Annotated in this window: 25 protein-coding genes; 9 read left to right on the forward strand and 16 right to left on the reverse strand. The window is 69.6% G+C overall.

Annotation, left to right across the window (positions count from 1 at the left end; genetic code table 11):
* Window positions 1–206 precede the first annotated feature (206 nt).
* The 8 genes from RGE_RS13155 to RGE_RS13190 all read left to right on the forward strand — a co-directional run bounded on the left by RGE_RS13155 (window position 207) and on the right by RGE_RS13190 (window position 8,825).
* Window positions 207–1,163: an adenylate/guanylate cyclase domain-containing protein gene (locus tag RGE_RS13155; RefSeq protein ID WP_014428908.1), complete on the forward strand. Its 957-nt coding sequence runs from the start codon at window positions 207–209 to the stop codon at window positions 1,161–1,163.
* A gap of 17 nt (window positions 1,164–1,180) precedes the next feature.
* Complete coding sequence (locus tag RGE_RS13160; protein WP_014428909.1) at window positions 1,181–1,555, forward strand: response regulator; 375 nt, start codon at window positions 1,181–1,183, stop codon at window positions 1,553–1,555.
* The gene (gene hemH / locus RGE_RS13165) at window positions 1,552–2,643 is read left to right on the forward strand and encodes a ferrochelatase (protein WP_014428910.1); all 1,092 of its coding nucleotides are present in this window, start codon (window positions 1,552–1,554) and stop codon (window positions 2,641–2,643) included. The genes RGE_RS13160 and hemH overlap by 4 nt, the downstream gene beginning before the upstream one ends.
* 55 nt (window positions 2,644–2,698) lie before the next feature.
* On the forward strand, window positions 2,699–3,112 hold the full coding sequence (locus RGE_RS13170; RefSeq protein WP_014428911.1) for an RNA-binding S4 domain-containing protein: 414 nt from the start codon (window positions 2,699–2,701) through the stop codon (window positions 3,110–3,112).
* Window positions 3,113–3,162: 50 nt separating this feature from the next.
* Window positions 3,163–3,708 carry a nucleotide exchange factor GrpE gene (gene grpE, locus RGE_RS13175; protein ID WP_014428912.1) on the forward strand — a complete coding sequence of 182 codons (546 nt, stop codon included), beginning with the start codon at window positions 3,163–3,165 and terminating at the stop codon, window positions 3,706–3,708.
* Between the two features lie 82 nt (window positions 3,709–3,790).
* Window positions 3,791–5,728: a molecular chaperone DnaK gene (gene dnaK, locus RGE_RS13180; protein WP_014428913.1), complete on the forward strand. Its 1,938-nt coding sequence runs from the start codon at window positions 3,791–3,793 to the stop codon at window positions 5,726–5,728.
* A 122-nt stretch (window positions 5,729–5,850) separates the two neighbouring features.
* Window positions 5,851–6,990, forward strand: a complete 1,140-nt coding sequence (dnaJ, locus tag RGE_RS13185) for a molecular chaperone DnaJ (protein WP_014428914.1) — start codon at window positions 5,851–5,853, stop codon at window positions 6,988–6,990.
* A gap of 155 nt (window positions 6,991–7,145) precedes the next feature.
* Window positions 7,146–8,825, forward strand: coding sequence for a response regulator (locus RGE_RS13190; protein WP_014428915.1), 1,680 nt, complete (start codon window positions 7,146–7,148; stop codon window positions 8,823–8,825).
* Between the two features lie 2 nt (window positions 8,826–8,827).
* Here RGE_RS13190 and RGE_RS13195 read toward each other — a convergent pair whose 3' ends face one another.
* The 8 genes from RGE_RS13195 to ppsA form a co-directional block, all read right to left on the reverse strand.
* Window positions 8,828–9,886: a PA0069 family radical SAM protein gene (locus RGE_RS13195; protein ID WP_043784083.1), complete on the reverse strand. Its 1,059-nt coding sequence runs from the start codon at window positions 9,884–9,886 to the stop codon at window positions 8,828–8,830.
* Between the two features lie 205 nt (window positions 9,887–10,091).
* Window positions 10,092–11,501 (reverse strand): replicative DNA helicase, encoded by a 1,410-nt coding sequence (gene dnaB, locus RGE_RS13200; RefSeq protein WP_014428917.1) that lies wholly within the window; start codon window positions 11,499–11,501, stop codon window positions 10,092–10,094.
* A gap of 134 nt (window positions 11,502–11,635) precedes the next feature.
* A complete protein-coding gene (rplI, locus tag RGE_RS13205) occupies window positions 11,636–12,088 on the reverse strand; it encodes a 50S ribosomal protein L9 (protein ID WP_014428918.1) in 453 nt (150 codons plus the stop codon).
* 11 nt (window positions 12,089–12,099) lie between these two features.
* Window positions 12,100–12,390 (reverse strand): 30S ribosomal protein S18, encoded by a 291-nt coding sequence (rpsR, locus tag RGE_RS13210; protein ID WP_014428919.1) that lies wholly within the window; start codon window positions 12,388–12,390, stop codon window positions 12,100–12,102.
* 45 nt (window positions 12,391–12,435) lie between these two features.
* Entirely contained in the window at window positions 12,436–12,729 is a 294-nt protein-coding gene (gene priB, locus RGE_RS13215) for a primosomal replication protein N (protein WP_014428920.1), read from the reverse strand.
* A gap of 34 nt (window positions 12,730–12,763) precedes the next feature.
* The gene (rpsF, locus tag RGE_RS13220; RefSeq protein WP_014428921.1) at window positions 12,764–13,129 is read right to left on the reverse strand and encodes a 30S ribosomal protein S6; all 366 of its coding nucleotides are present in this window, start codon (window positions 13,127–13,129) and stop codon (window positions 12,764–12,766) included.
* Between the two features lie 118 nt (window positions 13,130–13,247).
* The gene (locus tag RGE_RS13225; RefSeq protein WP_014428922.1) at window positions 13,248–15,359 is read right to left on the reverse strand and encodes a sodium:solute symporter family protein; all 2,112 of its coding nucleotides are present in this window, start codon (window positions 15,357–15,359) and stop codon (window positions 13,248–13,250) included.
* Between the two features lie 16 nt (window positions 15,360–15,375).
* Window positions 15,376–17,772 carry a phosphoenolpyruvate synthase gene (ppsA, locus tag RGE_RS13230; protein ID WP_014428923.1) on the reverse strand — a complete coding sequence of 799 codons (2,397 nt, stop codon included), beginning with the start codon at window positions 17,770–17,772 and terminating at the stop codon, window positions 15,376–15,378.
* Between the two features lie 193 nt (window positions 17,773–17,965).
* Here ppsA and ppsR point away from each other — a divergent pair, with 193 nt between their 5' ends.
* On the forward strand, window positions 17,966–18,790 hold the full coding sequence (gene ppsR / locus RGE_RS13235; RefSeq protein ID WP_014428924.1) for a posphoenolpyruvate synthetase regulatory kinase/phosphorylase PpsR: 825 nt from the start codon (window positions 17,966–17,968) through the stop codon (window positions 18,788–18,790).
* Here ppsR and RGE_RS13240 read toward each other — a convergent pair.
* From RGE_RS13240 to bamA, 8 genes are read right to left on the reverse strand one after another with little or no spacing between them, the layout of a single operon-like run.
* A complete protein-coding gene (locus RGE_RS13240; protein ID WP_014428925.1) occupies window positions 18,784–19,563 on the reverse strand; it encodes a TrmH family RNA methyltransferase in 780 nt (259 codons plus the stop codon). The genes ppsR and RGE_RS13240 overlap by 7 nt on opposite strands.
* Window positions 19,560–20,204 carry a ribonuclease HII gene (rnhB, locus tag RGE_RS13245; RefSeq protein ID WP_014428926.1) on the reverse strand — a complete coding sequence of 215 codons (645 nt, stop codon included), beginning with the start codon at window positions 20,202–20,204 and terminating at the stop codon, window positions 19,560–19,562. Before rnhB ends, RGE_RS13240 begins: the two co-directional genes overlap by 4 nt.
* Window positions 20,170–21,306, reverse strand: coding sequence for a lipid-A-disaccharide synthase (gene lpxB, locus RGE_RS13250; RefSeq protein ID WP_014428927.1), 1,137 nt, complete (start codon window positions 21,304–21,306; stop codon window positions 20,170–20,172). The genes rnhB and lpxB overlap by 35 nt, the downstream gene beginning before the upstream one ends.
* Window positions 21,307–21,311: 5 nt before the next feature.
* Window positions 21,312–22,100: an acyl-ACP--UDP-N-acetylglucosamine O-acyltransferase gene (gene lpxA, locus RGE_RS13255; RefSeq protein ID WP_014428928.1), complete on the reverse strand. Its 789-nt coding sequence runs from the start codon at window positions 22,098–22,100 to the stop codon at window positions 21,312–21,314.
* A gap of 7 nt (window positions 22,101–22,107) precedes the next feature.
* Complete coding sequence (gene fabZ, locus RGE_RS13260) at window positions 22,108–22,548, reverse strand: 3-hydroxyacyl-ACP dehydratase FabZ (RefSeq protein WP_043785411.1); 441 nt, start codon at window positions 22,546–22,548, stop codon at window positions 22,108–22,110.
* Window positions 22,549–22,556: 8 nt separating this feature from the next.
* Window positions 22,557–23,582 carry a UDP-3-O-(3-hydroxymyristoyl)glucosamine N-acyltransferase gene (gene lpxD, locus RGE_RS13265; RefSeq protein WP_014428930.1) on the reverse strand — a complete coding sequence of 342 codons (1,026 nt, stop codon included), beginning with the start codon at window positions 23,580–23,582 and terminating at the stop codon, window positions 22,557–22,559.
* Between the two features lie 16 nt (window positions 23,583–23,598).
* Window positions 23,599–24,105, reverse strand: a complete 507-nt coding sequence (locus RGE_RS13270) for an OmpH family outer membrane protein (protein WP_014428931.1) — start codon at window positions 24,103–24,105, stop codon at window positions 23,599–23,601.
* A 14-nt stretch (window positions 24,106–24,119) separates the two neighbouring features.
* A complete protein-coding gene (gene bamA, locus RGE_RS13275) occupies window positions 24,120–26,423 on the reverse strand; it encodes an outer membrane protein assembly factor BamA (protein WP_043784088.1) in 2,304 nt (767 codons plus the stop codon).
* Window positions 26,424–26,428 lie beyond the last annotated feature (5 nt).

Genomic DNA, 26,428 nt, shown 5'->3' on the forward strand with positions numbered 1-26,428 from the left:
AGCGGGCGGCGAAGCCACAAGCTGCGGACCTCTGGACAATCTCTGATTGGAGGGGCAGCCGCCCCTTGAAGCCAGCCTGCGCGCCCTCCTCACCGGGGGCGCGCCCGTTTCGGCCGGCCGAAATGCCGCCGTGCCCGACACGCGCGCTGTGCCCTAACCCGCAGGCCCTCTCGTCGGAGGGGGGTGACGGTAAAATTTGGCGCTGAATGACGCAGATCTCCGACCTCACCGTGCTGTTCGCCGACTTGCGCGGCAGCACCGCGCTGTACGAGACCCTCGGCAATGCCGAGGCGACGTCGGTGGTCACGCATTGCGTCGGCTCGCTGACGCGCCCGGTCGCCGACTTCGGCGGCCACGTCGTCAAGACCCTGGGCGACGGCCTGATGGCGGTGTTCCCGCGGCCGTCGATGGCGCTGCAGTCCGCGGCGCTGATGCACGAGGTGCTCGACGGCATCGCCAGCCGCAGCCAGCAGCGCGGCGCCTCCTCAGGGCTCAAGGCCTTGAAGCTGCAGATCGCGATGGCCCGCGGCGAGGTCGTCGAGATGGCCGGCGACTGCTACGGCGACGCCGTCAACGTCGCCGCACGCCTGCTCGACCACGCCGGCGACAACGAGACCCTGGTCACCGGCGAGGTGCTTCAGGGCCTCACCGAGCAGACGCGCTCGCGATTCCGCTGCCTGGACCGCATGGTGCTGCGCGGCCGCGTCGAGCCGGTGCAGGTCTTCGTGCTCGGCGGCCGCCCCGGCACCGACATGCCGGCGACGCAGTTCGCCGGCGACGCGCCCCCGGTGTCCGAGCCCAACGGGCTGCGCCTGGAGTGGGTCGAGACCGACAAGGTCTTCGCCAGCCGGCAGATGCCGGTGGTGCTCGGGCGCGGCCCGCAAGCCGAGTTCCGCGTCGACGACTCGCGCGTCTCGCGTTCGCACGCCCGCGTCGACTGGCACGGCGGCGCCTTCCAGCTCACCGACCTCAGCTACAACGGCACCTACGTGCGCTTTGCCGACGGCGAGATCGTCAGCCTGCGCCGCGGGAGCTGCACGCTGCACGGCAGCGGCGAGATCGGCCTGGGCGTGTCGCCCGGCGATCCGGCCGCGACCTGCGTGCTGTTCGACATCCTGCGTTTCGACGACACCCAACCGCTGCTCTCGGCGGACCTGCTCTAGCATCCACTGGCCCCGACATGCGCGTGCTGTACGTCGACGACGACCGGATCAACACCCTGCTCTTCGAGGAGACCTGCCGCTGCGCGGGCGACTTCGAAGTGGCCTGCGCGAGCACCGGCGCCGAAGCGCTGGAGATCGCCGCCGACTTTCCCGCCGAGGCCCTGGTGATCGACCTGCACCTGCCCGACACCAACGGCTTCGAGCTGCTGCCCGCGCTGCGCCGCGCGCTCGGCGACGAGCGCCTGCCCGCCTTCCTGTGCACCGCCGACGAACCCAGCGTGGTGGCCGCGCAGGCCGCGTCTGCCGGCTTCGACGGCTGCTGGACCAAGCCCGTCACCGTCGAGGCCATCCTGGCCGAACTGCAGCGCAGCGGGCGCGGTGCGGCGGCATGACGCTGCGGCCCGAACCTCCGCACCGCCACGGCGACGTCGAACGCGTCGGCGTGCTGCTGGTCAACCTCGGCACGCCGTCCGAGCCCACGCCGGCGGCGCTGCGCCGCTACCTGGCCGAGTTCCTGTCGGACCCGCGCGTCGTCGAGATCCCGCGCATCCTCTGGCTGCCCATCCTCTACGGCATCGTGCTGAGCGCGCGGCCGGCCAAGTCGGCGGCCAAGTACGCCACGATCTGGACGCCCGAAGGCTCGCCGCTGGCCGTCTGGAGCGACCGCCAGGCCGTCGGGCTGTCGCAGGCGCTGCAGGCGCGCGGCCACAGGGTGCAGGTGCGCGTCGCGATGCGCTACGGCGAGCCCTCGGTCGCCCGCGGCCTGGACGCCCTGCGCGCCGAAGGTGCGACGCGCGTGCTGGTGCTGCCGCTGTATCCGCAGTACGCGAGCGCCACCACCGGCAGCGTCAGCGACGCGGTCATGAAGTGGAGCGCGGGCGCACGGCGCCTGCCCGAGTTCCGCTTCGTCAACGAGTACCACGACGACACCGGCTACATCGACGCGCTGGCCGAGCGCGTGCGCCAGCACTGGCGCCAGCACGGCCAGGGCGAGCGGCTGCTGCTCAGCTTCCACGGCGTGCCGCACCGCACGCTGGTGCTCGGCGACCCCTACCACTGCCAGTGCCACAAGACCGCGCGCCTGCTGCGCGAGCGGCTGGAACTGCCCGAGGAACGTGTCGTCGTCACCTTCCAGAGCCGCTTCGGCAACGCCAAGTGGCTGGAGCCCTACACCGAGCCGACGCTTCGCCGCCTGGCCGCCGAAGGCCTGCGCCGCGTCGACGTGATGTGCCCGGGCTTCGTCTCCGACTGCCTGGAGACGCTCGAGGAGATCAACGAGGAGGCACGCGAAGCCTTCCTCGCCTCCGGCGGCGAGCGCTTCGAGTACATCGAGTGCCTCAACGACCAGCCGGCGTGGATCGAGGCGCTGGCGACGGTCGCCGAGCGCCACATGGCCGGCTGGGACACGCAGGCCCGGCTCGACCCGGCGCAGGCGAGCATCACGCGCGAACGCGCCACCGCGCTCGGCGCCACGATCTAGACGGAAGGCGCGCGGGCCAGTGGCCCGATCGGCCGCACGACGGCCAGGAGATCCGATGAACGACACCCGGGTGCGGCTGGACAAGTGGTTGTGGGCCGCCCGCTTCTACAAGACCCGCGCGCTGGCCGCCGAGGAAGCCGACCGCGGCCGCGTCAGCGTCAACGGGCTGACGGCCAAGCCGGCACGCGAGCTGCACGTCGGCGACCGCGTCGCGCTGCGGCAAGGCGGCATCGAGCGCACCGTCGACGTGCTGGTGCTGGGCACCGTGCGCGGCCCGGCGCCGGTGGCGCAGACGCTGTACCGCGAGACCCCAGAGAGCATCGCCGCACGCGAGCGCGCCGCCGAGGCCCGCCGGCTGCAGCCCGAGCCCGCCGCCGCCATCGAGCAGGGCCGGCCGACCAAGCGCGACCGCCGCAAGCTGGCCGACTGGAACCGCTGGAGCGCGAGCCTCGACGACACGGGCTCTTGAAAGCCCGGGCCATGCCCCCAACTCCGTCCGAGTTTTGCCCCGAAACGCCCATGAACGCGAATCCGAACACCCCCGAGACCCCGTCCCCCGAGGCCGCCGAAGCGGCTGCCGCCGCGCAGGCGAGCGAGGCCGTGCCGAGCGCCGAGGCGCGCCTGGCAGAGCTCGAGGCCAAACACGCCGAGGTCGCCGACGCCTACCTGCGCGCCAAGGCCGAGACCGAGAACATCCGCCGCCGCGCCGAGGAGGAACTGGCCAAGGCGCGCAAGTTCGCCGTCGAGGCCTTCGCCGAGAGCATGCTGCCGGTCAAGGACAGCCTGGAAGCCGCGATCGCGATCCAGAACGCGACGCCCGAGCAGCTGCTCGAGGGCACGCACGCGACGCTGCGCCAGCTGACCCAGGCGCTGGAGCGCAACAAGGTCGTGCAGATCGCGCCGCCGGCGGGCACCAAGTTCGACCCGCACCAGCACCAGGCGATCAGCATGGTGCCGGCCGACCAGGAAGCCAACACCGTCGTCGCGGTGCTGCAGAAGGGCTACCTGATCGCCGACCGCGTGCTGCGCCCGGCGCTCGTCACGGTCGCCGCACCGAAGTCCTGAACACCCTGCACGAGCGGGCTTGAAAGCCGGCCCGGCAACCACAACTCCAAGACAACCGGAATCCAGATTTCAGGAGAACACCATGGGAAAGATCATCGGCATCGACCTGGGCACCACGAACTCGTGCGTGGCCGTGATGGAAGGCAACACGACCAAGGTCATCGAGAACAGTGAAGGCGCGCGCACGACGCCGTCGATCATCGCCTACCAGGACGATGGCGAGGTTCTCGTCGGCGCCTCGGCCAAGCGCCAGGCGGTCACGAACCCGAAGAACACGCTGTACGCGGTGAAGCGCCTCATCGGCCGCAAGTTCACCGAGAAGGAAGTGCAGAAGGACATCGACCTGATGCCCTACACGATCAGCGCCGCCGACAACGGCGACGCCTGGGTCGAGGTGCGCGGCAAGAAGCTCGCGCCGCCGCAGGTCAGCGCCGAAGTGCTGCGCAAGATGAAGAAGACCGCCGAGGACTACCTCGGCGAGGAAGTGACCGAGGCCGTGATCACGGTGCCGGCCTACTTCAACGACAGCCAGCGCCAGGCGACCAAGGACGCCGGCCGCATCGCCGGCCTCGAGGTCAAGCGCATCATCAACGAGCCGACGGCCGCGGCGCTCGCCTTCGGCCTGGACAAGGCCGGCAAGGGTGACCGCAAGATCGCCGTCTACGACCTGGGCGGCGGCACCTTCGACATCTCGATCATCGAGATCGCCGACGTCGACGGCGAGAAGCAGTTCGAGGTGCTGTCGACCAACGGCGACACCTTCCTCGGCGGCGAGGACTTCGACCAGCGCATCATCGACTACATCATCGGCGAGTTCAAAAAGGAACAGGGCGTCGACCTGACCAAGGACGTGCTCGCCCTGCAGCGCCTGAAGGAAGCCGCCGAGAAGGCCAAGATCGAGCTGTCCAACAGCTCGCAGACCGACATCAACCTGCCGTACATCACGGCCGACGCTTCGGGCCCGAAGCACCTGAACATCAAGCTCACGCGCGCCAAGCTCGAAGCCCTGGTCGACGAGCTGATCGAACGCACGATCGAGCCCTGCCGCATCGCGATGAAGGACGCCGGCGTCAAGGTCGGCGAGATCGACGACGTCATCCTGGTCGGCGGCATGAGCCGCATGCCCAAGGTGCAGGAGAAGGTCAAGGAGTTCTTCGGCAAGGAACCGCGCCGTGACGTCAACCCCGACGAGGCGGTGGCCGTCGGTGCCGCGATCCAGGGCCAGGTCCTGGGCGGCGAGCGCAAGGACGTGCTGCTGCTGGACGTCACCCCGCTGTCGCTGGGCATCGAGACCCTGGGCGGCGTGATGACCAAGATGATCAAGAAGAACACCACGATCCCGACCAAGTTCTCGCAGGTGTTCTCGACCGCCGACGACAACCAGCCGGCGGTGACGATCAAGGTCTTCCAGGGCGAGCGCGAGATGGCCTCGGGCAACAAGAGCCTGGGCGAGTTCAACCTCGAAGGCATCCCGCCGGCGCCGCGCGGCCTGCCGCAGATCGAGGTCACCTTCGACATCGACGCCAACGGCATCCTGCACGTCAGCGCCAAGGACAAGGGCACCGGCAAGGAGAACAAGATCACCATCAAGGCGAACTCGGGCCTGTCCGAAGCCGAGATCGAGAAGATGGTGAAGGACGCCGAGGCCAACGCCGCCGAGGACAAGAAGAAGCTCGAACTGGTGCAGGCACGCAACCAGGGCGACGGCATGCTGCACTCGGTGCGCAAGACGCTGGGCGAGCACGGCGACAAGCTCGACGCCGGCGAGAAGGAAAAGATCGAGGCCGCGCTGAAGGACCTGGAAGAAGCGCTGAAGGGCGACGACAAGGCCGCCATCGAGGCCAAGACCGAGGCCCTGATGACGGCCAGCCAGAAGCTCGGCGAGAAGGTCTACGCCGACGCCCAGGCGGCGCAGGCCGCCGCCGGCGCCGCCCCGGGCGCCGAGGCGCCGCAGCCCTCGTCCTCCAAGCCGGCCGACGACAACGTCGTCGACGCCGAGTTCAAGGAAGTCAAGAAGTGATCTTCCAGCGGCCGGGCGCAGCGCGTCCTGCCGTGATTTCCCGCCGCGTCCAGGCGTGCCGATCGACCCCGGCACCCCTGCGCGGCGTTTACGCTTGACGACTGGCTGTTCACGGCACCCCCATGGCAAAGCGCGACTACTACGAAATCCTCGGCGTGGCGAAAAACGCCTCGGACGACGACATCAAGAAGGCCTATCGCAAACTGGCCATGAAGTACCACCCTGACCGCAATCAGGGTGACGAGGCGAAGAAGGCGGAAGAGAAGTTCAAGGAGGTCAAGGAGGCCTACGAGATGCTCTCCGACGCGCAGAAGCGCGCCGCCTACGACCAGTACGGCCACGCCGGCGTCGACCCGAACATGGGCGGCCGCGGCGCGGGCCCGGAAGGCTTCGGCGGCTTCGCCGAGGCTTTCGGCGACATCTTCGGCGACATCTTCGGCGGCGCGGCCGGTGGCCGTCGCGGCGGCGGCCAGCAGGTCTACCGCGGCAGCGACCTCAGCTACGCGATGGAGATCACGCTGGAGGAAGCCGCCGCCGGCAAGGAGACGCAGATCCGCATCCCGAGCTGGGAAGGCTGCGAGACCTGCCACGGCAGCGGCGCCAAACCCGGCACCAGCCCGAAGACCTGCCCGACCTGCTCCGGCTCGGGCACGGTGCATCTGCGCCAGGGCTTCTTCAGCATCCAGCAGAGCTGCCCGCACTGCCACGGCAGCGGCAAGATCATCCCCGAGCCCTGCCCCACCTGCGGCGGCGCAGGCAAGATCAAGCGCCAGAAGACGCTGGAGGTGAAGATCCCCGCCGGCATCAACGAAGGCATGCGCATCCGCTCCGCCGGCAACGGCGAGCCGGGCACCAACGGCGGCCCGCCGGGCGATCTCTACATCGAGATCCGCATCAAGCCGCACGAGATCTTCGAGCGCGACGGCGACGACCTGCACTGCACCGTGCCGGTCGGCATGACCACCGCGGCGCTCGGCGGCACGATCGAGGTGCCGACGCTGGGCTCCAAGGCCGAGATCGAGCTGCCCGAGGGCACGCAGCACGGCAAGACCTTCCGCCTGCGCGGCAAGGGCATCAAGGGCATCCGCTCCAGCTACCCGGGCGACCTCTACGCGCACATCACGGTGGAGACCCCGGTCAAGCTGACCGAGCACCAGCGCAAGCTGCTGCGCGAACTCGAGGAGTCCTTCCGCAAGGGCGGCGACCGGCATTCGCCGAACGCGAAGAGCTGGACCGACCGTGTGAAAGACCTCTTTAAGTAGAGGATTTCCCGCGGTGCGCGCTGCGCACCGCTCAAGTGCGCGGCGGCTTGACCGACAACAGGGTCAGAAATCGCCGCCATGACGACACGCCGCCCTGCCCTGCCCGACGCCCACCGCCCCGCGGCGGGCGCCGCCACGCCCTCGGGAGGCTGCCGATGAGACTGGACCGCGACATCCACCTCAGCAAGGCGCTGGTCATCGACCCGAACCCGACCTCGCGCAGCATCCTCGTCGCCCAGCTGCGCGACTTCGGCATCGGCACCGTCGCCCAGTGCGGCCGCGTCGGCGACGCCCGCAGCCAGCTCGAGTCGCGCAGCTTCGACATCGTGCTGTGCGAGAACAACTTCGCCGGCAACGACGCCGCCGGGCAGCAGCTGCTCGACGATCTGCGGCGCCACCAGCTGCTGCCGCTGTCGACGGTGTTCATCATGATCAGCAGCGAGGCGACCTACAACAAGGTCGCCGAGGCCGCCGAGTCGGCGCTGGACAGCTTCCTGATCAAGCCGCACACCGCCGCCGGGCTGGGCGACCGCATCCTGCACGCCCGGCGCCGCAAGAAGGTGCTCAAGGACATCTTCGAGGCCGTCGACGAGTCGCGCTTCGACGACGCGATCCAGCTGTGCCTCAAGCGCTTCGAGGACCGCGGCGAGTTCTGGCTCTTCGCCGCGCGCGTCGGCGCCGAGCTGCTGCTCAACCACGGCCGCCACCGCGAAGCCTGGGGCCTGTACGAGGCCGTGCTCAAGGCCCAGGCCCTGCCCTGGGCGCGACTGGGCGTGGCCCGTGCGCAGGTCGAGGCCAACGAGCCGGGCAAGGCGATGTCGACGCTGGAGGCGCTGACCGCCGACCAGCCGAACTTCGTCGACGCCTACGACGTGATGGGCCGCATCCACGTCGACCAAGGCAACCTCGACGAAGCCGCGGCCGTGTTCTTGCGCGCCGCGTCGCTGACGCCGGACTCGGTGACGCGGCTGCAGAAGGTCGGCATGCTGTCCTTCTACCTGGAGCGCTGGGACGACGCGCTGAAGGCGCTGGAACGCACGGTCGGCATCGGCATCTCGTCGAAGATGTTCGATCCGCAGACGCTGGTGCTGCTGGCCTTCCTGCGCTGGCGGCAGTCCGACTCCAAAGGCGTGCAGCGCTGCACCGAGAACCTGGAGCACCTGCTTTCGCGCAGCCCCGACAACCAGCGGTTGCGGCGCTTCGCCGCCGTCGTGCACGTGCTGGAACTGGCGCTGCGGCTGCAGCACAACGACGCGCTGCAGGCCGTCGCCGACCTGGCGCTGGAGGTGCGCGAAGCCTCGTTCGACGTCGAGGCGGCCTGCAACATGCTGTCGCTGCTGGCGCGCCTGGCCGAGGCCGGCTACACGATGGAGCAGGCTGGCGAGTGGATCGACGCCATCGGCCTGCGCCACTGCACCGCCAAGTCGCTGACCGAACTGCTGGCGCGTGCCGCGGGCCCGCAGGCCGAGTTCGCCGAACGCATCCGCAACTGCCAGCACCGCGTGCTCGAAGTCTCCGAAGCGGCGATGGCCTTCAGCGTCGCCGGCGACCCGGGTTCGGCGGTGCGCACGCTGCTGGACAACGGCCGCGCCTCGCTCAACGGCAAGCTGATCGACACCGCGCGCCTGGTGCTGCAGCGCCACCACGAGAAGATCGACGGCGCCGACGAACTCCAGTCGACGATCGACGATCTGCGCCAGCGCTACTTCGCGCTGCCGACCAAGCTGCCGATCGGCGACGGCCCGGGACGCAAGGCCGGCGGTCTGGCGCTGCGCGGCGCGGTCGCCAGCGCTCTGGGCGCCGAGCCCGAGCCGCCGGTCGCCGCGGCGGCCTGAGTTCAGAACAGGCTGCCCTGCGGGCCTTGCGGCGGGCGGAACGCCGAGACGTCCAGCGCCTCGTGCCGGCGCTGCAAGCCGAGGCGATCGCAGGTCTTGCGCAATCGCTGGCGCAGCAGTTCGGCCCAGACGCCCTCGCCGCGCATGCGGCTGCCGAAACGCGGGTCGTTGTCGCGGCCGCCGCGCATCTCCTGCACACGCGCCATCACCCGCGCCGCGCGCTCCGGGAAGTGCTGCTCCAGCCAGTGCCGGAACAGCGGCGACAGCTCCGACGGCAGGCGCAGCACGATCGCGAAGGCGCGCACCGCGCCGGCTTCGTGCGCGGCTTGCAGCACGCGTTCGAGCTCGGGTTCGTTGACGAAGGGAATCAGCGGCGAGACGCTGACGCCCACCGGCACGCCGGCTTGCGCGAGCGTGCGGATCGTGCGCAGCCGGCGTTCCGGCGAGGCCGCGCGCGGCTCCAGACGGCGCGCCAGCGCCGGGTCCAGCGTCGTCAGCGTGACGTCGACACAGGCCAGCCCGGCGGCGGCCATCGGTGCGATGAGGTCCAGGTCGCGCTCGACCAGCGCCGACTTGGTGATCAGCGAGAACGGGTGCCGCGTCTCGTGCAGCAGTTCCAGCACCGCACGCGTCAGACCCAGCCAGCGTTCGATCGGCTGGTAGGCGTCGGTGACGGTGCCGATGGCGATCGGCCGCGGCCGGTAGCCGGCGGCGCCCAGCGCGGCGCGCAGGCGCTCGGCGGCGTTGACCTTGGCCACCAGCCGGGTCTCGAAGTCCAGGCCGGGCGACCAGCCGAGATAGGCGTGCGATGGCCGTGCATAGCAGTAGATGCAGCCGTGCTCGCAGCCGCGGTAAGGGTTCAGCGAGACCTCGAAGCCGATGTCCGGCGAGTCGTTCTCGCTCAGGATGCGGCCGGCGTGTTCCTCGACGACCTGGGTCGGCAGCGGCTGCGGCGCCTCGCCGGCCACGGCGTCCAGCGCCCCCCAGCCATCGTCGAAAGCCTCGCGCACGTCGCGCTCGAAGCGGTGGGCGATCGCCCAGGTCGTGCCGCGTCCCTTCAGCGGGGCGTTCGCCGGCGTGTCCGGCGGCGCGGGGGGTGGGCGGAACGCTCGGGGTGGCGACGTGCTGTTGTTTTATACAGCATTGCGCAACCAAGGTAGGAACGAGGCCTTCCGGCCTTGTACGTCGCGCCTCAGCCCTCGCGCGTGAAATCGCGCTCCGGCCTGAGTCAGGCGCGCGAGGCCTTCCGGCCTCGCTCGTCCGGACTCAGTACTCCGACGACATGGCGTCGGGGGCGAGGTTCTCGAACTTGGTCAGCGGCTTCAGGAAGGCCAGGCGCACGGTGCCGACCGGGCCGTTACGCTGCTTGCCGATGATGACTTCCGCGACGCCCGGGTCCTTGCTGTCCTTGTTGTAGTACTCGTCGCGGTAGATGAACATGATGATGTCCGCGTCCTGCTCGATGGCGCCCGACTCGCGCAAGTCGCTCATCATCGGCCGCTTGTCGGTCCGTGTTTCGACCGAGCGGTTGAGCTGCGACAGCGCGATCACCGGGCACTGCAGTTCCTTGGCCAGCGCCTTCAGGCCCCGCGAGATCTCGCCGATCTCGGTGGCGCGGTTCTCGCCGTTGCTGGCCGACGAGCCGCTCATCAGCTGCAGGTAGTCGATGACGATCAGCCCGAGCTGGCCGTACTGGCGCGCCATGCGGCGCGCGCGGGCGCGCAGTTCGGGCGCGGTCAGCGCCGGCGTCTCGTCGATGAAGAGCTGCACCTGGCCGAGCTTGTCGACGGCCTCGGTCAGGCGCTCCCATTCCTCGGTGCGCAAACGGCCGGTGCGCAGGTTCTGCTGGTCGATGCGGCCCAGCGAGCCGACCAGACGCAGCGCCAGCTGCGAGGCGCCCATTTCCATCGAGTACACGAGCACCGGCAGCCCCTCGGCGACGGCGACGTTCTCGGCGATGTTCAGCGCGAACGCGGTCTTGCCCATCGAGGGCCGCGCCGCGAGGATGATCAGGTCGCCCTTCTGCAGGCCCGCGGTCATGCGGTCCATGTCGAAGAAGCCGGTGCGCACGCCGGTCACTTCCTCGGCGCCGTTGTCGTGCAGTTCCTGCACGCGGTCGATCAGGTCGACGACCAGCTTGTCGATGCCCAGGAAACCCTGCTTCTGGCGCGAGCCTTCTTCGCCGATCTTGAAGATCTTGCCTTCGGCCTCGTCGAGGATGCTGCTGACCGGCCGGCCCTGCGGGTTGAAGGCGTTGGTGGCGATCTCGTCGCTGGCGGCGATCAGCTTTCGCAGGATCGCGCGCTCGCGGACGATCTCGGCGTAGCGCCGCATGTTGGCCGCGCTCGGCACGCTCTGCGCCAGCGCGTTGAGATAGGCCAGGCCGCCGCAGTCCTCGGCCTTGCCCAGGCTCTGCAACTGCTCGAAGACGGTGATGACGTCGGCCGGCTTGCTCTGGTTCACCAGCGTCGAGATGGCGCTGAAGATCAGCTTGTGCTCGAAGCGGTAGAAGTCGCTGTCGGTCAGCAGGTCGGCGGCGCGGTCCCAGGACAGGTTGTCGATCAGCAGGCCGCCGAGCACGCTCTGCTCGGCTTCGTTCGAGTGCGGCGGCACGCGCAGGCGGGCGACCTCGTCGTCGGGAACGGAGGAACCTCGGGATTCGAACAGCGCGGACATCGGATCTGTGGGCAAGTCTGTGGACAGCCTGGGGGCCGCCGGGGGACGGCCGGGGGACAACTCTGGAAGCCCAAAAAGAAGAAGGCCGGCGAGAGGCCGGCCTTCTTCAGAAGGGTGGACGAAGCGTAGGCGCTTCAGTCGGCTTGCGCAACCACCTGGACGGTGAGCTCGACGACGACGTCGCCGTGCGGGGCCACCGACACCGGGTGCTCGCCGACGGTCTTCAGCGGACCGTTGGGCATGCGCACCTGCGATTTCTGCACCGCCTTGCCGGCTTGCGTCAGCGCGTCGGCGATGTCGGCGTTGGTCACCGAGCCGAACAGACGGCCGTCGACACCGGCCTTCTGGACGATGCGCACGGTGCTGCCGGCGAGTTGCTCGCCCAGGGCCTGGGCGGCAGCGAGCTTGGCGGCCGCGGCCTTTTCCAGTTCGGCACGGCGCTCGGCGAACTCCTTGATCGCGACGTCGGTCGCGCGGCGCGCGAGCTTGGTCGGGATCAGGAAGTTGCGGGCGTAGCCGTCCTTGACCTTGACGATGTCGCCGAGGTTGCCGAGCTTGGCGACCTTTTCGAGAAGGATCACTTGCATGTTGTCGCTCCTCAGACCTTGTGTTGGTCGGAGTACGGCAGCAGCGCCAGGTAGCGGGCGCGCTTGATGGCCGTGGTCAGCTGGCGTTGGTAGAACGCGCGCGTGCCCGTCAGGCGAGCCGGCGTGATCTTGCCGTTCTCGCTGATGAAGTCACGCAGCGTGTCGATTTCCTTGTAGTCGATCTCTTCGACGCCGGCGACGGTGAAGCGGCAGAAACGCTTGCGGCGGAACAGGAGCGACTGGGTGTTGCGCTTCGGACGCTTGTCCTTCGAGAAGCGACCCTTGCCACGGGGGGGAGCCATAAGACCTCCTGGGAATGCTGAAAACTATCCGGAACAGTGGACCGGTCAGCCTTTGGGGGCGACCGACGTGATGTGGAACCGCATGCCGCGTCCGTTGCGCAGGGCTGCCAGGAAGCCGCCGAATTCGGCGTCGCTGCCCAGCGCCAGCTTGGCCAGCACCGCGGTGATGTCCGCCCCGATCGCCAGCGCCCGGATCTCCAGGGAGACCTTGCGCGGACCGCCGTTCTCGACGACCTCGGACTCGTGCTTCAAGCTCAGGTCCAGGGCCGGAAGGCCGGCGGGGGTGTACCGCAGTGCGCCTCGCTCCACCAGTTGCGCCGAGAGAACCAGCCGGTTCATCGACACCCCGCGGTGGCAGGCGCAGTCGTGCGCGTCAGGCCGAGGCCTCCTGCTGGCTGGCCTTGCGCGACTCTTCGCGCTCGACCGCCTTCATCATGACCGACGGCGTCGTCTCGGCCTTTTCCTTGCGCACCGTCAGGTGGCGCAGGACGGCGTCGTTGAAGCGGAAGCCGGTCTCCAGCTCCTCGAGCACGGTCTTCTCGCACTCGATGTTCAGGCACAGGTAGTGAGCCTTGGCGAGCTTCTGGATCATGTAGGCCAGCTGACGGCGGCCCCAGTCCTCGACCCGATGGACCTTGCCGCCACCGGCGGTGACCAGGGTCTTGTAGCGTTCCAGCATCGCCGGAACCTGTTCGCTTTGATCCGGATGGATCAGCAGAACGATCTCGTAGTGACGCATTGATTCTCCTCGTGGGTTTCCCGTTGCGGAAAGCCGCCCCGTAGCGTCTGGATCACGGGTGCGGCAAGGCGAAAAGCCGATGATTATAGCCCGGAAAACGTGCTCCGGGCACTGCCGCTCAACGCTCGGGCCGTGGATCGCGGATGCGGTCGACCAGCGCTTCGATGTGCGGCTCGGGCCGCGGCGTCGCCAGGCTGACGATGGCCATCGCCGCCAGCGCCGCCGGCACGCCGAAGACCCCGGCGGCGATCGGCGTGATGCCGAACCACATGCAGTCCTCGATCGGCCGCCAGACGCCGAACAGCCCGCGCAGCCAGGGCTGGGTCGTCGCCATGTAGTAGCTGGTGACCGCCAGGCCGATCAGCATGCCGCTGACGCAGCCCCAGCGGTTGGCGCGCTTCCAGAAGACGCCCAGCACCAGCGCCGGGAAGATCGACGAGGCGGCGAGCGAGAACGCCGCGGCGACGAGGAACAGGATGTCGGCCACGCGCATCGACGCGACGTAGGCCGCGGCCAGCGCGACCACCAGCAGCAGCACCTTGGACACCGCGACGCGGCGCGAGCTCGGCCGGTTGGGGTCGATGACGCGGTAGTACAGGTCGTGCGACAGCGCGTTGGAGATCGTCAGCAGCAGCCCGTCGGCGGTGGACAGCGCCGCAGCCAGGCCGCCGACGGCGACCATCGCCGAGATCACGTAAGGCAGCCCGGCGATCTCGGGCGCCGCCAGCGTCACCAGGTCGGCGCCGATGTGCAGCTCGCCGAGCTGCAGGATGCCGTCGCCGTTGACGTCGCTGACCTGCACCAGCGACGGGTCGACCTTGGCCCAGCTGGCGATCCACGCCGGCAGCCGGTCGAACGGCGTGCCGACGACGCTGTTGAAGATCTCGTGCTTGACCAGCAGCGCCAGCGCCGGTGCCGTGAGGTAGAGCGCGCAGATGAAGAGCAGCGTCCAGCCGACCGAGCGCCGCGCCTCGCGCACCGAGGGCGTGGTGTAGAAGCGCGTCAGGATGTGCGGCAGCCCGGCGGTACCCAGCATCAGGCAGAACACCAGCGCGAGGAAGTTGCGCCGCGAGTGTTCGTCGCTGACGCGTGCCGCCGGGTCGCCGCCGCGCGGATTGGCGGCGAAGGCCTGAGCATGCGGCGGCATGCCGCCCAGCGGCTGCGACCAGGCGTCGGCGGCGGCGAGTTCGTCGGCATAGCGCCGCCGCGCCTCGTCCTCGGTGCGCGGCAGCGCGGCCAGCTCGCGGCGCGCGGCCTGCACCTCGGCCAGCGGCGCCGCCGACTCCATCAGCTGCTCGACGCGGCGCTGCGCCCGGGCGCGGTCCTCGGCCATCGCCGCGGGTACGTCCAGCAGCTTGGCGCCGGCGATCGCGGCACGCTGCGCGTAGGCCGACATCACCTCGCGCTCGCGCACGTCGGCGCCCAGCTGCGACTCGCGCTCGGTGACCGACTGCAGCACCTGCCCCATCGCCACCTGCGGCACCGGGTTGCCGGTGACCTTCAGCGACAGCCAGGCCACCGGCGCGAGGTAGGCGACGACGAGGATGATGCACTGCGCGACCTGGGTCCAGGTCACGGCGCGCATGCCGCCCAGAAAGGAACAGACCAGCACGCCGCCCAGGCCGACGAAGATGCCGATCTCGAAGCCGAAGCCGGTGAAGCGCGCGACGATCAGGCCGACGCCGTAGATCTGCGCGACGACGTAGACGAAGGACACGACCACCGCCGCGGCCAGGCCCACGAGGCGCGGCATCGTGCCGCCGTAGCGCGCGCCGAGGAAGTCGGGGATCGTGTATTCGGCGAACTTGCGCAGGTACGGCGCGATCAGCAGCGCGACGAGGCAGAAGCCGCCGGTCCAGCCGATGACGAAGGCCAGCCCGTTGTAGCCGCTGAGGTACAGGGTGCCGGCCAGGCCGATGAACGAGGCGGCGCTCATCCAGTCGGCCGAGGTCGCCATGCCGTTGTAGAAGGCCGGCACGCGCCGGCCGGCGACGTAGTACTCGGTCGAGTCCGAGGTGCGGCAGCGCAGGCCGATGGCCGCGTAGAGCACGACCGTGCCCAGCAGCATCGTCAGCCCGATCAGGTTGCGGCCGAGCCCGAAACGCTCGGCCGCCGCCATCGCCGCGATGAAGCCGGCCAGCGCCAGCGTGTACAGCAGGTAGGCGCCGTGCAGGCGGCGGCGGAAACCCCGCGCGCCGCTGGCCGTCACCCCGCTGCCGACCGAGGACATGCGGCCCGGCGCAGGGTCAGCGCTTGGCCAGGCGCTGCCAGGTGTCGACGACCGTGTCCGGGTTCAGCGAGATCGACACGATGCCCTCGGCGGCCAGCCATTCGGCGAAGTCCGGGTGGTCGCTGGGGCCCTGGCCGCAGATGCCGATGTACTTGCCGGTGGCGCGGCAGGCGGCGATGGCACGCGAGATCATCGCCTTGACCGCCGGGTCGCGTTCGTCGAAGTCGCTGGCCAGCAGCTCCAGGCCGGAGTCGCGGTCCAGACCCAGCGTCAGCTGCGTCAGGTCGTTCGAGCCGATCGACATGCCGTCGAAGTGCTCGAGGAACTGCTCGGCCAGGATGGCGTTGCTCGGCACCTCGCACATCATGATCAGGCGCAGGCCGTCGACGCCACGCTTGAGGCCACGCTCGGCGAGCATCGCCGCCACGCGCTCGGCCTGACGCACCGTGCGCACGAAGGGCACCATGATCTCGACGTTGTTCAGGCCCATCTCGCCGCGCACGCGCTTCAAGGCTTCGCACTCCATCGCGAAGGCCTCGGCGAAGTCGCTGCTGATGTAGCGGCTGGCGCCGCGGAAGCCGAGCATCGGGTTCTCTTCCTCCGGCTCGTAGCGCGTGCCGCCGATCAGCTTGCGGTACTCGTTGGACTTGAAGTCCGACAGGCGCACGATCACCGGCTTGGGGAAGAACGCGGCGGCGATCGTCGCGATGCCCTCGGTCAGCTTGTCGACGTAGAACGCACGCGGCGAGGCGTGGCCACGCGCCACCGACTCGACGGCCTTCTTCAGGTCGGCGTCGACGTTCGGGTAGTCGAGGATCGCCTTCGGGTGCACGCCGATGTTGTTGTTGATGATGAACTCGAGGCGGGCCAGGCCCACGCCGGAGTTCGGCATCTGCGCGAAGTCGAACGCCAGCTGCGGGTTGCCGACGTTCATCATGATCTTCACCGGGCAGTACGGCATATCGCCGCGCTGCACCTCGCTGACCTCGGTCTCGAGCAGGCCGTCGTAGACGCGGCCGGTGTCGCCCTCGGAGCAGGCGACGGTGACCAGCGCGCCGTCGAGCACGCGCTCGGTGGCGTCGCCGCAGCCGACGACGGCCGGGATGCCTAGTTCACGCGCGATGATCGCCGCGTGGCAGGTGCGGCCGCCGCGGTTGGTGACGATGGCCGCCGCACGCTTCATCACCGGTTCCCAGTTCGGGTCGGTCATGTCGGTGACGAGCACGTCGCCGGGCTGCACGCGGTCCATCTCGGCCGGCGAGCGCACCAGGCGCACCGGGCCGGTGCCGATCTTCTGGCCGATCGCGCGGCCTTCGGCGAGCACGGTGCCCTGGCCCTTGAGCTTGTAGCGGTGCTCGACCTTGCCGGCGGCCTGGCTCTTCACGGTCTCCGGGCGGGCCTGCAGGATGTAGATGCGGCCGTCGCCGCCGTCCTTGCCCCACTCGATGTCCATCGGGCGGCCGTAGTGCTTCTCGATGATCTGCGCGTACTTGGCCAGCTCGACGATGTCGGCGTCGGCCAGCGAGTAGCGATTGCGCATCTCGGGCGGGTTGTCGACGACCTTGACCAGGCGGCTGCCGGCGGCACGTTCCTCGTCGGACGCGAACTCCATGCGCTGCAGCTTGCTGCCCAGCACGCGGCGGATGATCGGGAACTTGCCCGCGGCCAGCGCCGGCTTGAAGACGTAGAACTCGTCGGGGTTGACCGAGCCCTGCACGACGGTCTCGCCCAGGCCGTAGGCGGAGGTGATCAGCACCGCGTCGGGGAAGCCCGACTCGGTGTCGATCGTGAACATCACGCCGGCGGCACCGATGTCCGAACGCACCATGCGCTGCACGCCGGCCGACAGCGCGACCTCGGCGTGGGCGAAGCCCTTGTGCACGCGGTAGCTGATCGCGCGGTCGTTGTAGAGCGAGGCGAAGACCTCCTTCATGTGATGCAGCACCGACTCGATGCCGCTCACGTTGAGGAAGGTCTCCTGCTGGCCGGCGAACGAGGCGTCGGGCAGGTCTTCGGCGGTGGCCGACGAGCGCACGGCGAAGCTCGCGCCGGGGTGGTCGCCCTCGAGCAGCTTGAACTGCGAACGGATCGCGGCCTCGAGCTCAGCCGGGAACGGCGTCTCGACGATCCAGCGGCGGATCTCCGCGCCGGCTTCGGCCAGGGCGCGCACGTCGTCGGTGTCGAGCGCGGCCAGGCGCGCCTCGATGCGCTCGGCGAGACCGCCGTGGCGCAGGAAGAGACGGAAGGCGTGCGCCGTCGTCGCGAACCCGCCGGGAACGCGCACGCCGGTGGCGGCCAGTTGACTGATCATTTCGCCGAGGGAGGCGTTCTTGCCGCCTACGACCTCGACGTCGGTCATGCGAAGTTGTTCGAACGGGACGACCAGGGCGGTCGCCAAGTTGGCCTGGGACATGGTGGGAAAGCTCCGTGATGTGAGAAAACCGGTGCTGCCGCAGGCACGCTCTGACCCCTCGCTCCAGCGCTTGTGGATTCTGTTTGTCGGCCGGGGGTGGTCACGTCGAGGTGAAGGCAGGATGCTTGAGGGCATTCTACGGAAGTCTTTCCCTATGATGACCAGATACGGGGCACCAGCGCCCCACGACCCCATGAGCGAACGCAGCGTCTTCTTCGTCTCCGACGGCACCGGCATCACGGCCGAGACTTTCGGCAACTCCATCCTCAACCAGTTCCCGATGAAGATGCGCCACGTGCGCCGGCCCTTCATCGACACGCTCGAGAAGGCCGACGCGGTCGTCTCCGAGATCAACGAAGTCGCCGAGCGCGAAGGCCGCCGGCCGGTGGTCTTCATCACGCTCGTGGAGCCGAAGATCCGCGCCCGCGTCACCGGCCCGGGCGTCAACGGCATGGTGCTGGACATGTTCCGCACCTTCGTCGAGCCGCTCGACGACGAGCTGGGCGTCAAGTCCAACCACCGCGTCGGCCGCTTCAACGACGCCAGCCAGAGCCAGGAGTACAACGACCGCATCGAGGCGATCAACTTCAGCCTCGCGCACGACGACGGCCAGAGCTCGCGCAACCTCGATCTGGCCGACGTGATCCTGGTCGGCGTCAGCCGCTGCGGCAAGACGCCGACCTCGCTGTACCTGGCGATGCAGCACGGCGTGAAGGCGGCCAACTACCCGCTGATCCCGGAAGACTTCGAACGCGGCAAGCTGCCGTCGATGCTGGCGCCGCACCGCAAGAAGTGCTTCGGCCTGACGATCGAGCCGACGCGGCTGGCGCAGATCCGCAACGAGCGCCGCCCGGGCAGCCGCTACGCGGCGATCGAGAACTGCCGCTACGAGGTCAGCGAGGCCGAGACGATGATGCGCCGCGAAGGCATCCAGTGGCTGTCCTCGACGCACAAGTCGATCGAGGAGATCGCGACGACGATCCTGCGCGACATCCGTCCGGACCGGCTGGTCTACTGAGCCACGCGCGCGGCCGATTCGTACAGGCAGATCGCCGCCGCGGCGGCGACGTTCAGCGACTCTTCGCCGCCCGGCTGCGGGATGCGCACGGCCAGCGTGCAGCGCGACTGCAGCGCCGGCGACACGCCCTGTCCTTCGTGCCCCAGCACCCAGGCGCAGCGCGGCGGCAGCGCCGCCTCGCGCAGCGTCGCGCCGGCATGCGGCAGCGTCGCCACCAGCGGCACCGCCAGCGCTTCGAGCGCGGCCTCGTCCAGCCCTTCGACAAGGTTCAGCGCGAAGTGCGCGCCCATGCCGGCGCGCAGCACCTTGGGCGACCACAGCGAGGCCGTGCCTTTCAGCGCCAGGACCTGCGTCGCGCCGAGCGCGGCGGCGCTGCGCAGGATGCTGCCGACGTTGCCGGCGTCCTGCACGCGGTCGAGCACGACGCCGTGCGCGTCGGGCTGCACCATGCCGCCGGCCGGCGCGTCGATCAGGAAGCCGATCTTCGCCGGCGACTCCAGGCCGCTGGCGGCGGCGAACAACGCATCGTCGACGACGGCGACGGCCTGCGCCCAGCCGGCGAGTTCGTGCAGCGCCCCGCCCTGCTCCCAGGCGCTGGCGGCGACCAAGGCCTGCGCCGCCGGCCGGCCGCGAGCGCGCAGCGCCGCGCAGAGGTGGTCGCCTTCGAGCCAGACCTGGCCGACGCGGCGATAGGCGTTGCCGTCCTGCGCCAGCCGGCGCACGCGCGCCAGCAGCGGGTTGTCGCGCGAGCTGATGGTGCGCACGCTCGTCATGCCGTGCTCTTCTCGGCCGCCTCGAGCACGGCCCGCACCGGGGCGAAGCTGCGCCGGTGCTCGGGGCAGGCGCCCAGGCGGCGCAGCGCGGCCAGATGCTCGCGCGTCGGGTAGCCCTTGTGGCCGTCGAAGCCGTAGTCGGGCCAGCGTGCGTGCAGCTCGGCGCAAAGCCGGTCGCGGTGCACCTTGGCGACGATGGACGCGGCCGAGATCGCCGGCACCTTGGCGTCGCCGCCGACCACGGCCTCGGCCGGGAAACGCAGCACCGGCAGGCGGTTGCCATCGACCATCACGCGCTTGGGCAGCAGGCGCAGCGTCTCGACCGCACGCTTCATCGCCAGCAGCCGGGCGTGCAGGATGTTCAGCGTGTCGATCTCCTCGACGCTGGCCAGCGCGATCGAGACGCACAGCGCACGCGCCTGGATCTCATCGAACAGGCGTTCGCGCTGGCGCGCGCTCAGCACCTTGGAGTCCGCCAGGCCCTCGATCGGCGCCAGGTCGTCGAGGATCACCGCGGCTGCGACCACCGGCCCGGCCAGCGGCCCGCAGCCGGCTTCGTCCACGCCGGCCACCAGGCCGGGCGGATGCCAGCCCAGGTCCAGCTGTTCAGGAGCGGCTTTCGAGAACTTGCGCGAGGGCATCGGTGGCACGGCGCGCGGTATCGCGCTTGAGCAGATGATGCAGGTCGAGGAAGCGCGCCTGCAAGGCACGCGCACGCGGCGCGTCGTCCAGCCAGGCCAGCGTCTCGCGGGCCAGGGCCTCGGGTTCGCAGCGGTCCTGCAGCAGTTCGGGCACGACGAAGTCGCGCGCCAGGATGTTGGGCAGGCCGACCCAGGGCAGATAACCCATGCGGCGCATCAGCTGCCACGACAGCCAGGCCATGCGGTAGCCGATGACCATCGGGCGCTTGAAGAGCGCCGCCTCCAGCGTCGCCGTGCCGCTGGCGATCAGCGTCACGTCGCAGGCGGCCAGCACCTCGTGCGAGCGGCCGTCGAGCAACTGGATCGGCGCGTCGCCAGCGTGCGCCGCGACCAGCGGCTCGACCATCGCCCGCAGCCCCGGCGCCACCGGCAGCAGGAACCGCAGTTCCGGCCGCTGGCGGTGCAGACGCTCGACGGCCTGCAGAAAGGCCGGTGCGATGTGCTCGATCTCGCCGCGCCGGCTGCCCGGCAGCACCGCGACGACCGGATCGCCTTCGCCCAACCCCAGCGCCGCACGCGCGGCGGCGCGCGGCGGCTCGATCGGAATCGCGTCGGCCAGCGGGTGGCCGACGTAGGTCGCGGCGACGCCGTGGCGCTGCAGCAGCTCGGGCTCGAACGGGAACAGGCAGAGCACATGGTCGCAGCTGGCGGCCATCTTCTTCGCGCGCCCGCCGCGCCAGGCCCAGATCGACGGGCAGACGAAGTGCACCGACGGGATGCCGGCGGCCTTCAGCCGCTTCTCCAGGCCGAGGTTGAAGTCGGGCGCGTCGACGCCGACGAAGACCGCCGGCGGTTCGGCCAGCAGGCGGTCGCCGAGGCGGTCGCGGATGCCCTTGATCTCGCGGTAGTGGCGCAGCGCGTCGGCGTAGCCGTGCACAGCCAGCTTGTCGCTGGGCCACCAGGCCTCGAAACCGCGCGCGGCCATCTTCGGGCCGCCGATGCCGGCGGCGGCCAGCGCCGGCCAGCGTTCGTGCAATCCACCGAGCAGCAGGCCGGCGAGCAGGTCGCCGGATGCTTCGCCCGCGACCATCGCCAGTCGCATGGGATTCAGCGCGCGATGCCCCGCGTGGACGCGGCGAGGAAGTCCAGCACCAGCGCGACGTCGGCATCGCCGCCGTCGACCTGGCCGGCGAGCGCGGTGATCGCTTCGCGCGCCTTGTCCAGCGTCAGCCCGTCGCGGTAGAGCAGACGGTGCATCTGCTTGACCAGGCCGATGCGCTCGCGCGAGAAGCCGCGGCGGCGCAGGCCTTCGATGTTGAAGCCGTGCACGCCCAGCGGGTTGCCGCTGACCATCATGAACGGCGGCACGTCCTGCGAGACGTGGCTCTGGAAGCCGGTCATCGCGTGCGCGCCGACGTGGCAGAACTGGTGGATGCCGGTGAGCCCGCCGACGATGACCCAGTCGCCGACGTGCACGTGGCCGGCCAGCGTGGCGTTGTTGGCCAGGATGCAGCGGCTGCCCAGCTGCACGTCGTGCGCGATGTGCACGTAGGCCATGATCCAGTTGTCGTCGCCGATGCGCGTGACGCCGCCGTCCTGGGTCGTGCCGCGGTTGAAGTGGCAGAACTCGCGGATCGTGTTGCGATCGCCGATGACGAGCTCGGTCGGCTCGCCGCGGTACTTCATGTCCTGCGGCGCGGTGCCGATCGCGGCGTGGCCGTAGATCGTGTTGTCGCGGCCGATGGTCGTCGGCCCTTCGACGATGGAGTGCGGGCCGATCGAGCTGCCGGCGGCGATGCGCACGCCGGCGCCGATCACCGCGTAGGGGCCGACGACGACCGACTCGTCGAGTTCGGCCTTCGGGTCGACGATGGCCGTCGGGTGGATCCGGCTCATGTCGGCCTCAGGCAATCTTCCGCATCGTGCACATCAGCTCGGCTTCGACCGCGGTCTCGCCGTCGACGCTGGCGCGCGTCTTGTACTTGTAGATGCCGCCCTTGGCGCGGTCGATCCAGGCCTCCAGCACGAGCTGGTCGCCCGGCTCGACGACACGCTTGAAGCGCGCGCCGTCGATGCCGACGAAGTAGACGACGGTGTCGTCGCCGGGCTCGGTGCCCATCGACTCGAAGGACAGCAGCGCCGCGCTCTGCGCCAGGGCCTCGAGCATCATGACGCCGGGCATCACCGGGCGCGCCGGGAAGTGGCCCATGAAGAACGGCTCGTTGATCGTGACGTTCTTGATCGCCTTGATGCGCACGTTCTTCTCGAACTCGACGACACGGTCGACGAGCAGGATCGGATAACGGTGCGGCAGCTTCTTCAGGATCTTGTGGATGTCCAGCACCGGCTCGCTCATGGGGTCCTCTTCTCCAGCGCCCGCAGGCGCTCACGCAGGGAATGCAAATGTTTCAGGGTCGCGGCGTTCTTCTCCCAGGACGCGTGATCGTCGAAGGGGAAGACGCCCGTGTAATGGCCGGGCTTGCGGATCGAGGCCGTGACCAGCGTCGCGGCACTGATGTGCACGCCATCGCAGATCTCCAGGTGGCCGACGATGTTGGCCGCCCCGCCGATCGTGCAGTGGCGGCCGATGCGCGTGCTGCCTGCCACGGCCGAGCAGCCCGCGAACGCGGTGTGGGCGCCGATGCGCACGTTGTGCGCGATCTGCACCAGGTTGTCGATCTTCACGCCGTCGTCGACGACGGTGTCGTCGAGCGCGCCGCGGTCGATGCAGGTGTTGGCGCCGATCTCGACGTCGTCACCCAGACGCACCGCACCGAGCTGCTCGATCTTCGTCCAGCGCCCGGCTTCCGGCGCGAAGCCGAAACCGTCGGCACCGATCACCGCGCCGCCGTGCACGATGCCGCGCGCGCCGATTCGGCAGCCGAAGGCCAGCATCGAACGCGGCTTGAGCACCGTGCCCTCGCCGACGAAGGCGTGCTCGCCGACGTGGGCCTGGGCCGAGACGATGGCGCCGGCCTCGACGACGGCTCCGGCGCCGACGAACGCCAGCGCGCCGATCGAGGCCCCCACCCCGACGATCGCGCCTTCCTCGACGACGGCGCTCGGGTGGATGCCGGCGGCCGGCCGCTCGCGCAGCCGCGCCGCCCACCACTGCGAGAGCTTCGCGTAGGCCAGGTACGGGTCGGCGACGACGATCGCCGCGCCACGTGCCGCAGCCGCCTCGCGCATCGCCGCCGAAACGATGACGCAGCCGGCACGGGTCGTCGCCAGCTGGGCCTGGTAGCGGGGGTTGGCGAGGAAGCCGATGGTGTCGGCCTCGGCACGCTCGAGCGTGCCGATGCGGACGACCGTGTGCTGGGGGTCTCCGATCAGCTCGCCGCCGAGCAGCGCGGCCAGGTCGCCGATGCGCGCTTGCACGAGCGGGAGACCGGGTTCACTTGCCCGCGCCGGACGGCGCGTTCAGGACCTTGAGGACCTTGTCGGTGATGTCCACGCGCGGACCGGCGAACACGACCTCCTGCAGGATCAGGTCGTACTTCTCCTGATCGAAGATCTGCTTGATGACGCGGTTGGCGCGTTCGACGACGCTGGCCAGTTCCTCGTTGCGGCGCTGGTTCAGGTCTTCCTGGAATTCGCGGCGCTTGCGCTGGAACTCGCGGTCCTGGTCGACGAGCTCGCGCTGACGGCGGTTGCGCTCGGCTTCGGAGAGCGTCGGGCCGTCCTTCTCGAGCTTGTCGGCCGCCGACTTCAGCTTGGCGGCCTGGTCGGACAGTTCCTTCTCGCGCTTGCTGAACTCGGTCTCGAGCTTGGCCTGCGCCGCCTTGGCAGGCACGGCCTCGCGCAGCACGCGCTCGCTGTTGACGTAGCCGATCTTCAACTCCTGCGCACCGGCCAGGGGCACCAGAGCCACCAAGGCGGCTGCGGCGAGGAGGGATTTCATAGGCTGCATCTTCATCAGAACGAGGTCCCGATCTGGAATTGGAAACGTTGGATTTTATCGTTGTGCTCGACGCGCATCGGAATGGCGTAGCTCAACTGAAGCGGACCGACCGGCGAGACCCAGCTCAGGCCCAGGCCGGCGGAGGCGCGCAGCGTGCCGAGATCGACCGACTCGCCGTCGCGCCAGACGTTGCCGGCATCGCCGAAGGCGAAGACGCGCAGCGTCTTGTCGTTGCCCGAACCGGGCACCGGGAAGTACAGCGAGGCGTTCATGTTCAGGCGCTTGGCGCCGCCGATGTAGGCCCCGGTCGGGTCGACGACACCCAGCGAGTTCTGCTCGAAGCCGCGCACCGTGCCCAGGCCGCCACCGTAGAAGTTCTTGAAGATCGGGAAGGGCTTGCCGCCCAGCCCCTGGCCCCAGCCGAGCTCGGCGTTGACGCCCAGCGTCGTCTTGAACGGCATGCCCCAGTACTCCTGGTACTGCAGGTTGGTGCGCAGGTAGCGCACGTCGCCGATGAAGCTCCACTCCGCGTTGACGCGCGTGTAACGGCCGCGCGTCGGCACCAGCGCGCTGTCGCGCCGGTCGCGCTGCCATCCCAGGGTCAGCGGCACCGAGTAGCTGGTCTCCCCGTACATCGCCCGGTAGTTCAGGTACGACAGCGGGATGCCCGAGGAGGTGCCGATCTTGGTCATCTCGGCGCCGGCGCCGAAGAACACCGTGTCGTACTCCGAGAACGGCACGCCGAAGCGCACCGAGAAGCCCGGCGTCGCCAGGTCGTAGTTGTCGCCCAGGCTGTTGTACGGCCGGGTCGTGCGGTAGTAGACGTCGACCGCTCGCGAGATGCCGTCCTGGGTGAAGTACGGGTCGGTCGTGCTGACGACCAGCGTGCGCTGCGACTTGCTGGTGTTGACCTGCACGCCCAGGTAGTTGCCGGTGCCGAAGACGTTGTCCTGCTGGATCGACGCCGTCAGCGACAGGCGCTCGGCGTTGGAATAGCCGGCGCCCAGCATCAGGTTGCCGGTGGCCTTCTCCTCGACCTTGACGGTCAGGTCGACCTGGTCGGGCGCACCCGGCACTTCGTTGGTGTCGACCGAGACGTCGCTGAAGTAGCCCAGGCGGTCGACGCGGTCGCGCGAGAGCTTGATGCGGTCGCCGTCGTACCAGGACGACTCGAACTGGCGGAACTCGCGCCGGATGACCTCGTCGCGCGTTCGCGAGTTGCCGGCCAGCTCGATGCGGCGCACGTAGACGCGTCGCTGCGGCTCGGCGTAGAGCACGAGCGCGACCTGGCCCTTCTCGCGGTCGACCTCGGGGCGCGGGTCGACACGCGCGAAGGCGTAGCCGTAGAGGCCGAAACGCTCGGTGATGCGGCGGCTGGTCTCGGCCACCGCGTCGCCGCTGTAGGGCGTGCCCGGGCGGATGCCGACCAGCGAGCGGAACTCGTCGTCCTTGCCGATGTAGTCGCCTTCGAGCCGCACCGCGGTGACGGTGTAGGGCTGGCCTTCGTGGATCGAGATCGTGATCGCGATCGACTGCTTGTCCGGCGAGATCGTGACCTGGGTGGACTCGACGCTGAACTCGAGGTAGCCGCGGTTGACGTACCAGGCGCGCAGCTTCTCCAGGTCGGCGTTGAGCTTGGTGCGCGAATAACGGTCGTTCTTCGTGTACCAGGTCAGCCAGCCGCTGGGCGTCAGGTCGAACAGGTCGAGCAGCGACGACTCCTTGTAGGCCTGGGCGCCGACGATGCGGATGTCGGAGATCTTGGCCGCCTCGCCTTCGTTCATCGTGAAGGTGACGCCGACGCGGTTGCGCTCCAGCGGCGTGACCGTCGTGACGACCTCGGCGCCGTACAGGCTGCGCGTCAGGTACTGGCGCTTGATCTCCTGCTCGGCGCGGTCGACCAGCGCCTTGTCGAAAGGCAGGCCCTCGCCGATGCCGGCGTCGCGCAGCGACTTGACCAGCGGGTCGGAGTCGAACTCCTTCAGGCCGACGAAGTTGACCGAGGCGACGACCGGGCGCTCGTCGACGACGACGACCAGGTCCTGGCCGTCGACCTCGAGGCGCACGTCGTTGAACAGGCCGGTGGCAAACAGCGCGCGCAGCGCCGCGGCGCCCTTCTCGTCGTTGTAGGTGTCGCCGATGCGAAAGGGCAGCGCGCCGAACACCGTGCCGGGGTCGGTGCGCTGCAGGCCTTCGATGCGGATGTCCTGCAGGACGAAGGGCGTGACGGCGTAGGCGGCCGGCGCGGCCAGGGCAGCAGCCGTGGCGAGCATGGCGCAGGCCACGCGCTGCGGAGTGGTCGGAAGGACTGGGAGCATGAGGT

Origin of the sequence: Rubrivivax gelatinosus IL144 (genome assembly GCF_000284255.1) — a bacterium.
Classification (GTDB): Bacteria; Pseudomonadota; Gammaproteobacteria; order Burkholderiales; family Burkholderiaceae_C; genus Rubrivivax; species Rubrivivax gelatinosus_A.

Coding starts and splice junctions, on each gene's coding strand:
- RGE_RS13155 (WP_014428908.1), top strand. CDS start 207: ATGACGCAGATCTCCGACCTCACCGTGCTGTTCGCCGACTTGCGCGGC.
- RGE_RS13160 (WP_014428909.1), top strand. CDS start 1,181: ATGCGCGTGCTGTACGTCGACGACGACCGGATCAACACCCTGCTCTTC.
- hemH (WP_014428910.1), top strand. CDS start 1,552: ATGACGCTGCGGCCCGAACCTCCGCACCGCCACGGCGACGTCGAACGC.
- RGE_RS13170 (WP_014428911.1), top strand. CDS start 2,699: ATGAACGACACCCGGGTGCGGCTGGACAAGTGGTTGTGGGCCGCCCGC.
- grpE (WP_014428912.1), top strand. CDS start 3,163: ATGAACGCGAATCCGAACACCCCCGAGACCCCGTCCCCCGAGGCCGCC.
- dnaK (WP_014428913.1), top strand. CDS start 3,791: ATGGGAAAGATCATCGGCATCGACCTGGGCACCACGAACTCGTGCGTG.
- dnaJ (WP_014428914.1), top strand. CDS start 5,851: ATGGCAAAGCGCGACTACTACGAAATCCTCGGCGTGGCGAAAAACGCC.
- RGE_RS13190 (WP_014428915.1), top strand. CDS start 7,146: ATGAGACTGGACCGCGACATCCACCTCAGCAAGGCGCTGGTCATCGAC.
- dnaB (WP_014428917.1), bottom strand. CDS start 11,501: ATGTCCGCGCTGTTCGAATCCCGAGGTTCCTCCGTTCCCGACGACGAG.
- rplI (WP_014428918.1), bottom strand. CDS start 12,088: ATGCAAGTGATCCTTCTCGAAAAGGTCGCCAAGCTCGGCAACCTCGGC.
- rpsR (WP_014428919.1), bottom strand. CDS start 12,390: ATGGCTCCCCCCCGTGGCAAGGGTCGCTTCTCGAAGGACAAGCGTCCG.
- priB (WP_014428920.1), bottom strand. CDS start 12,729: ATGAACCGGCTGGTTCTCTCGGCGCAACTGGTGGAGCGAGGCGCACTG.
- rpsF (WP_014428921.1), bottom strand. CDS start 13,129: ATGCGTCACTACGAGATCGTTCTGCTGATCCATCCGGATCAAAGCGAA.
- RGE_RS13225 (WP_014428922.1), bottom strand. CDS start 15,359: ATGTCCTCGGTCGGCAGCGGGGTGACGGCCAGCGGCGCGCGGGGTTTC.
- ppsA (WP_014428923.1), bottom strand. CDS start 17,772: ATGTCCCAGGCCAACTTGGCGACCGCCCTGGTCGTCCCGTTCGAACAA.
- ppsR (WP_014428924.1), top strand. CDS start 17,966: ATGAGCGAACGCAGCGTCTTCTTCGTCTCCGACGGCACCGGCATCACG.
- RGE_RS13240 (WP_014428925.1), bottom strand. CDS start 19,563: ATGACGAGCGTGCGCACCATCAGCTCGCGCGACAACCCGCTGCTGGCG.
- rnhB (WP_014428926.1), bottom strand. CDS start 20,204: ATGCCCTCGCGCAAGTTCTCGAAAGCCGCTCCTGAACAGCTGGACCTG.
- lpxB (WP_014428927.1), bottom strand. CDS start 21,306: ATGCGACTGGCGATGGTCGCGGGCGAAGCATCCGGCGACCTGCTCGCC.
- lpxA (WP_014428928.1), bottom strand. CDS start 22,100: ATGAGCCGGATCCACCCGACGGCCATCGTCGACCCGAAGGCCGAACTC.
- RGE_RS13270 (WP_014428931.1), bottom strand. CDS start 24,105: ATGAAATCCCTCCTCGCCGCAGCCGCCTTGGTGGCTCTGGTGCCCCTG.
- bamA (WP_043784088.1), bottom strand. CDS start 26,423: ATGCTCCCAGTCCTTCCGACCACTCCGCAGCGCGTGGCCTGCGCCATG.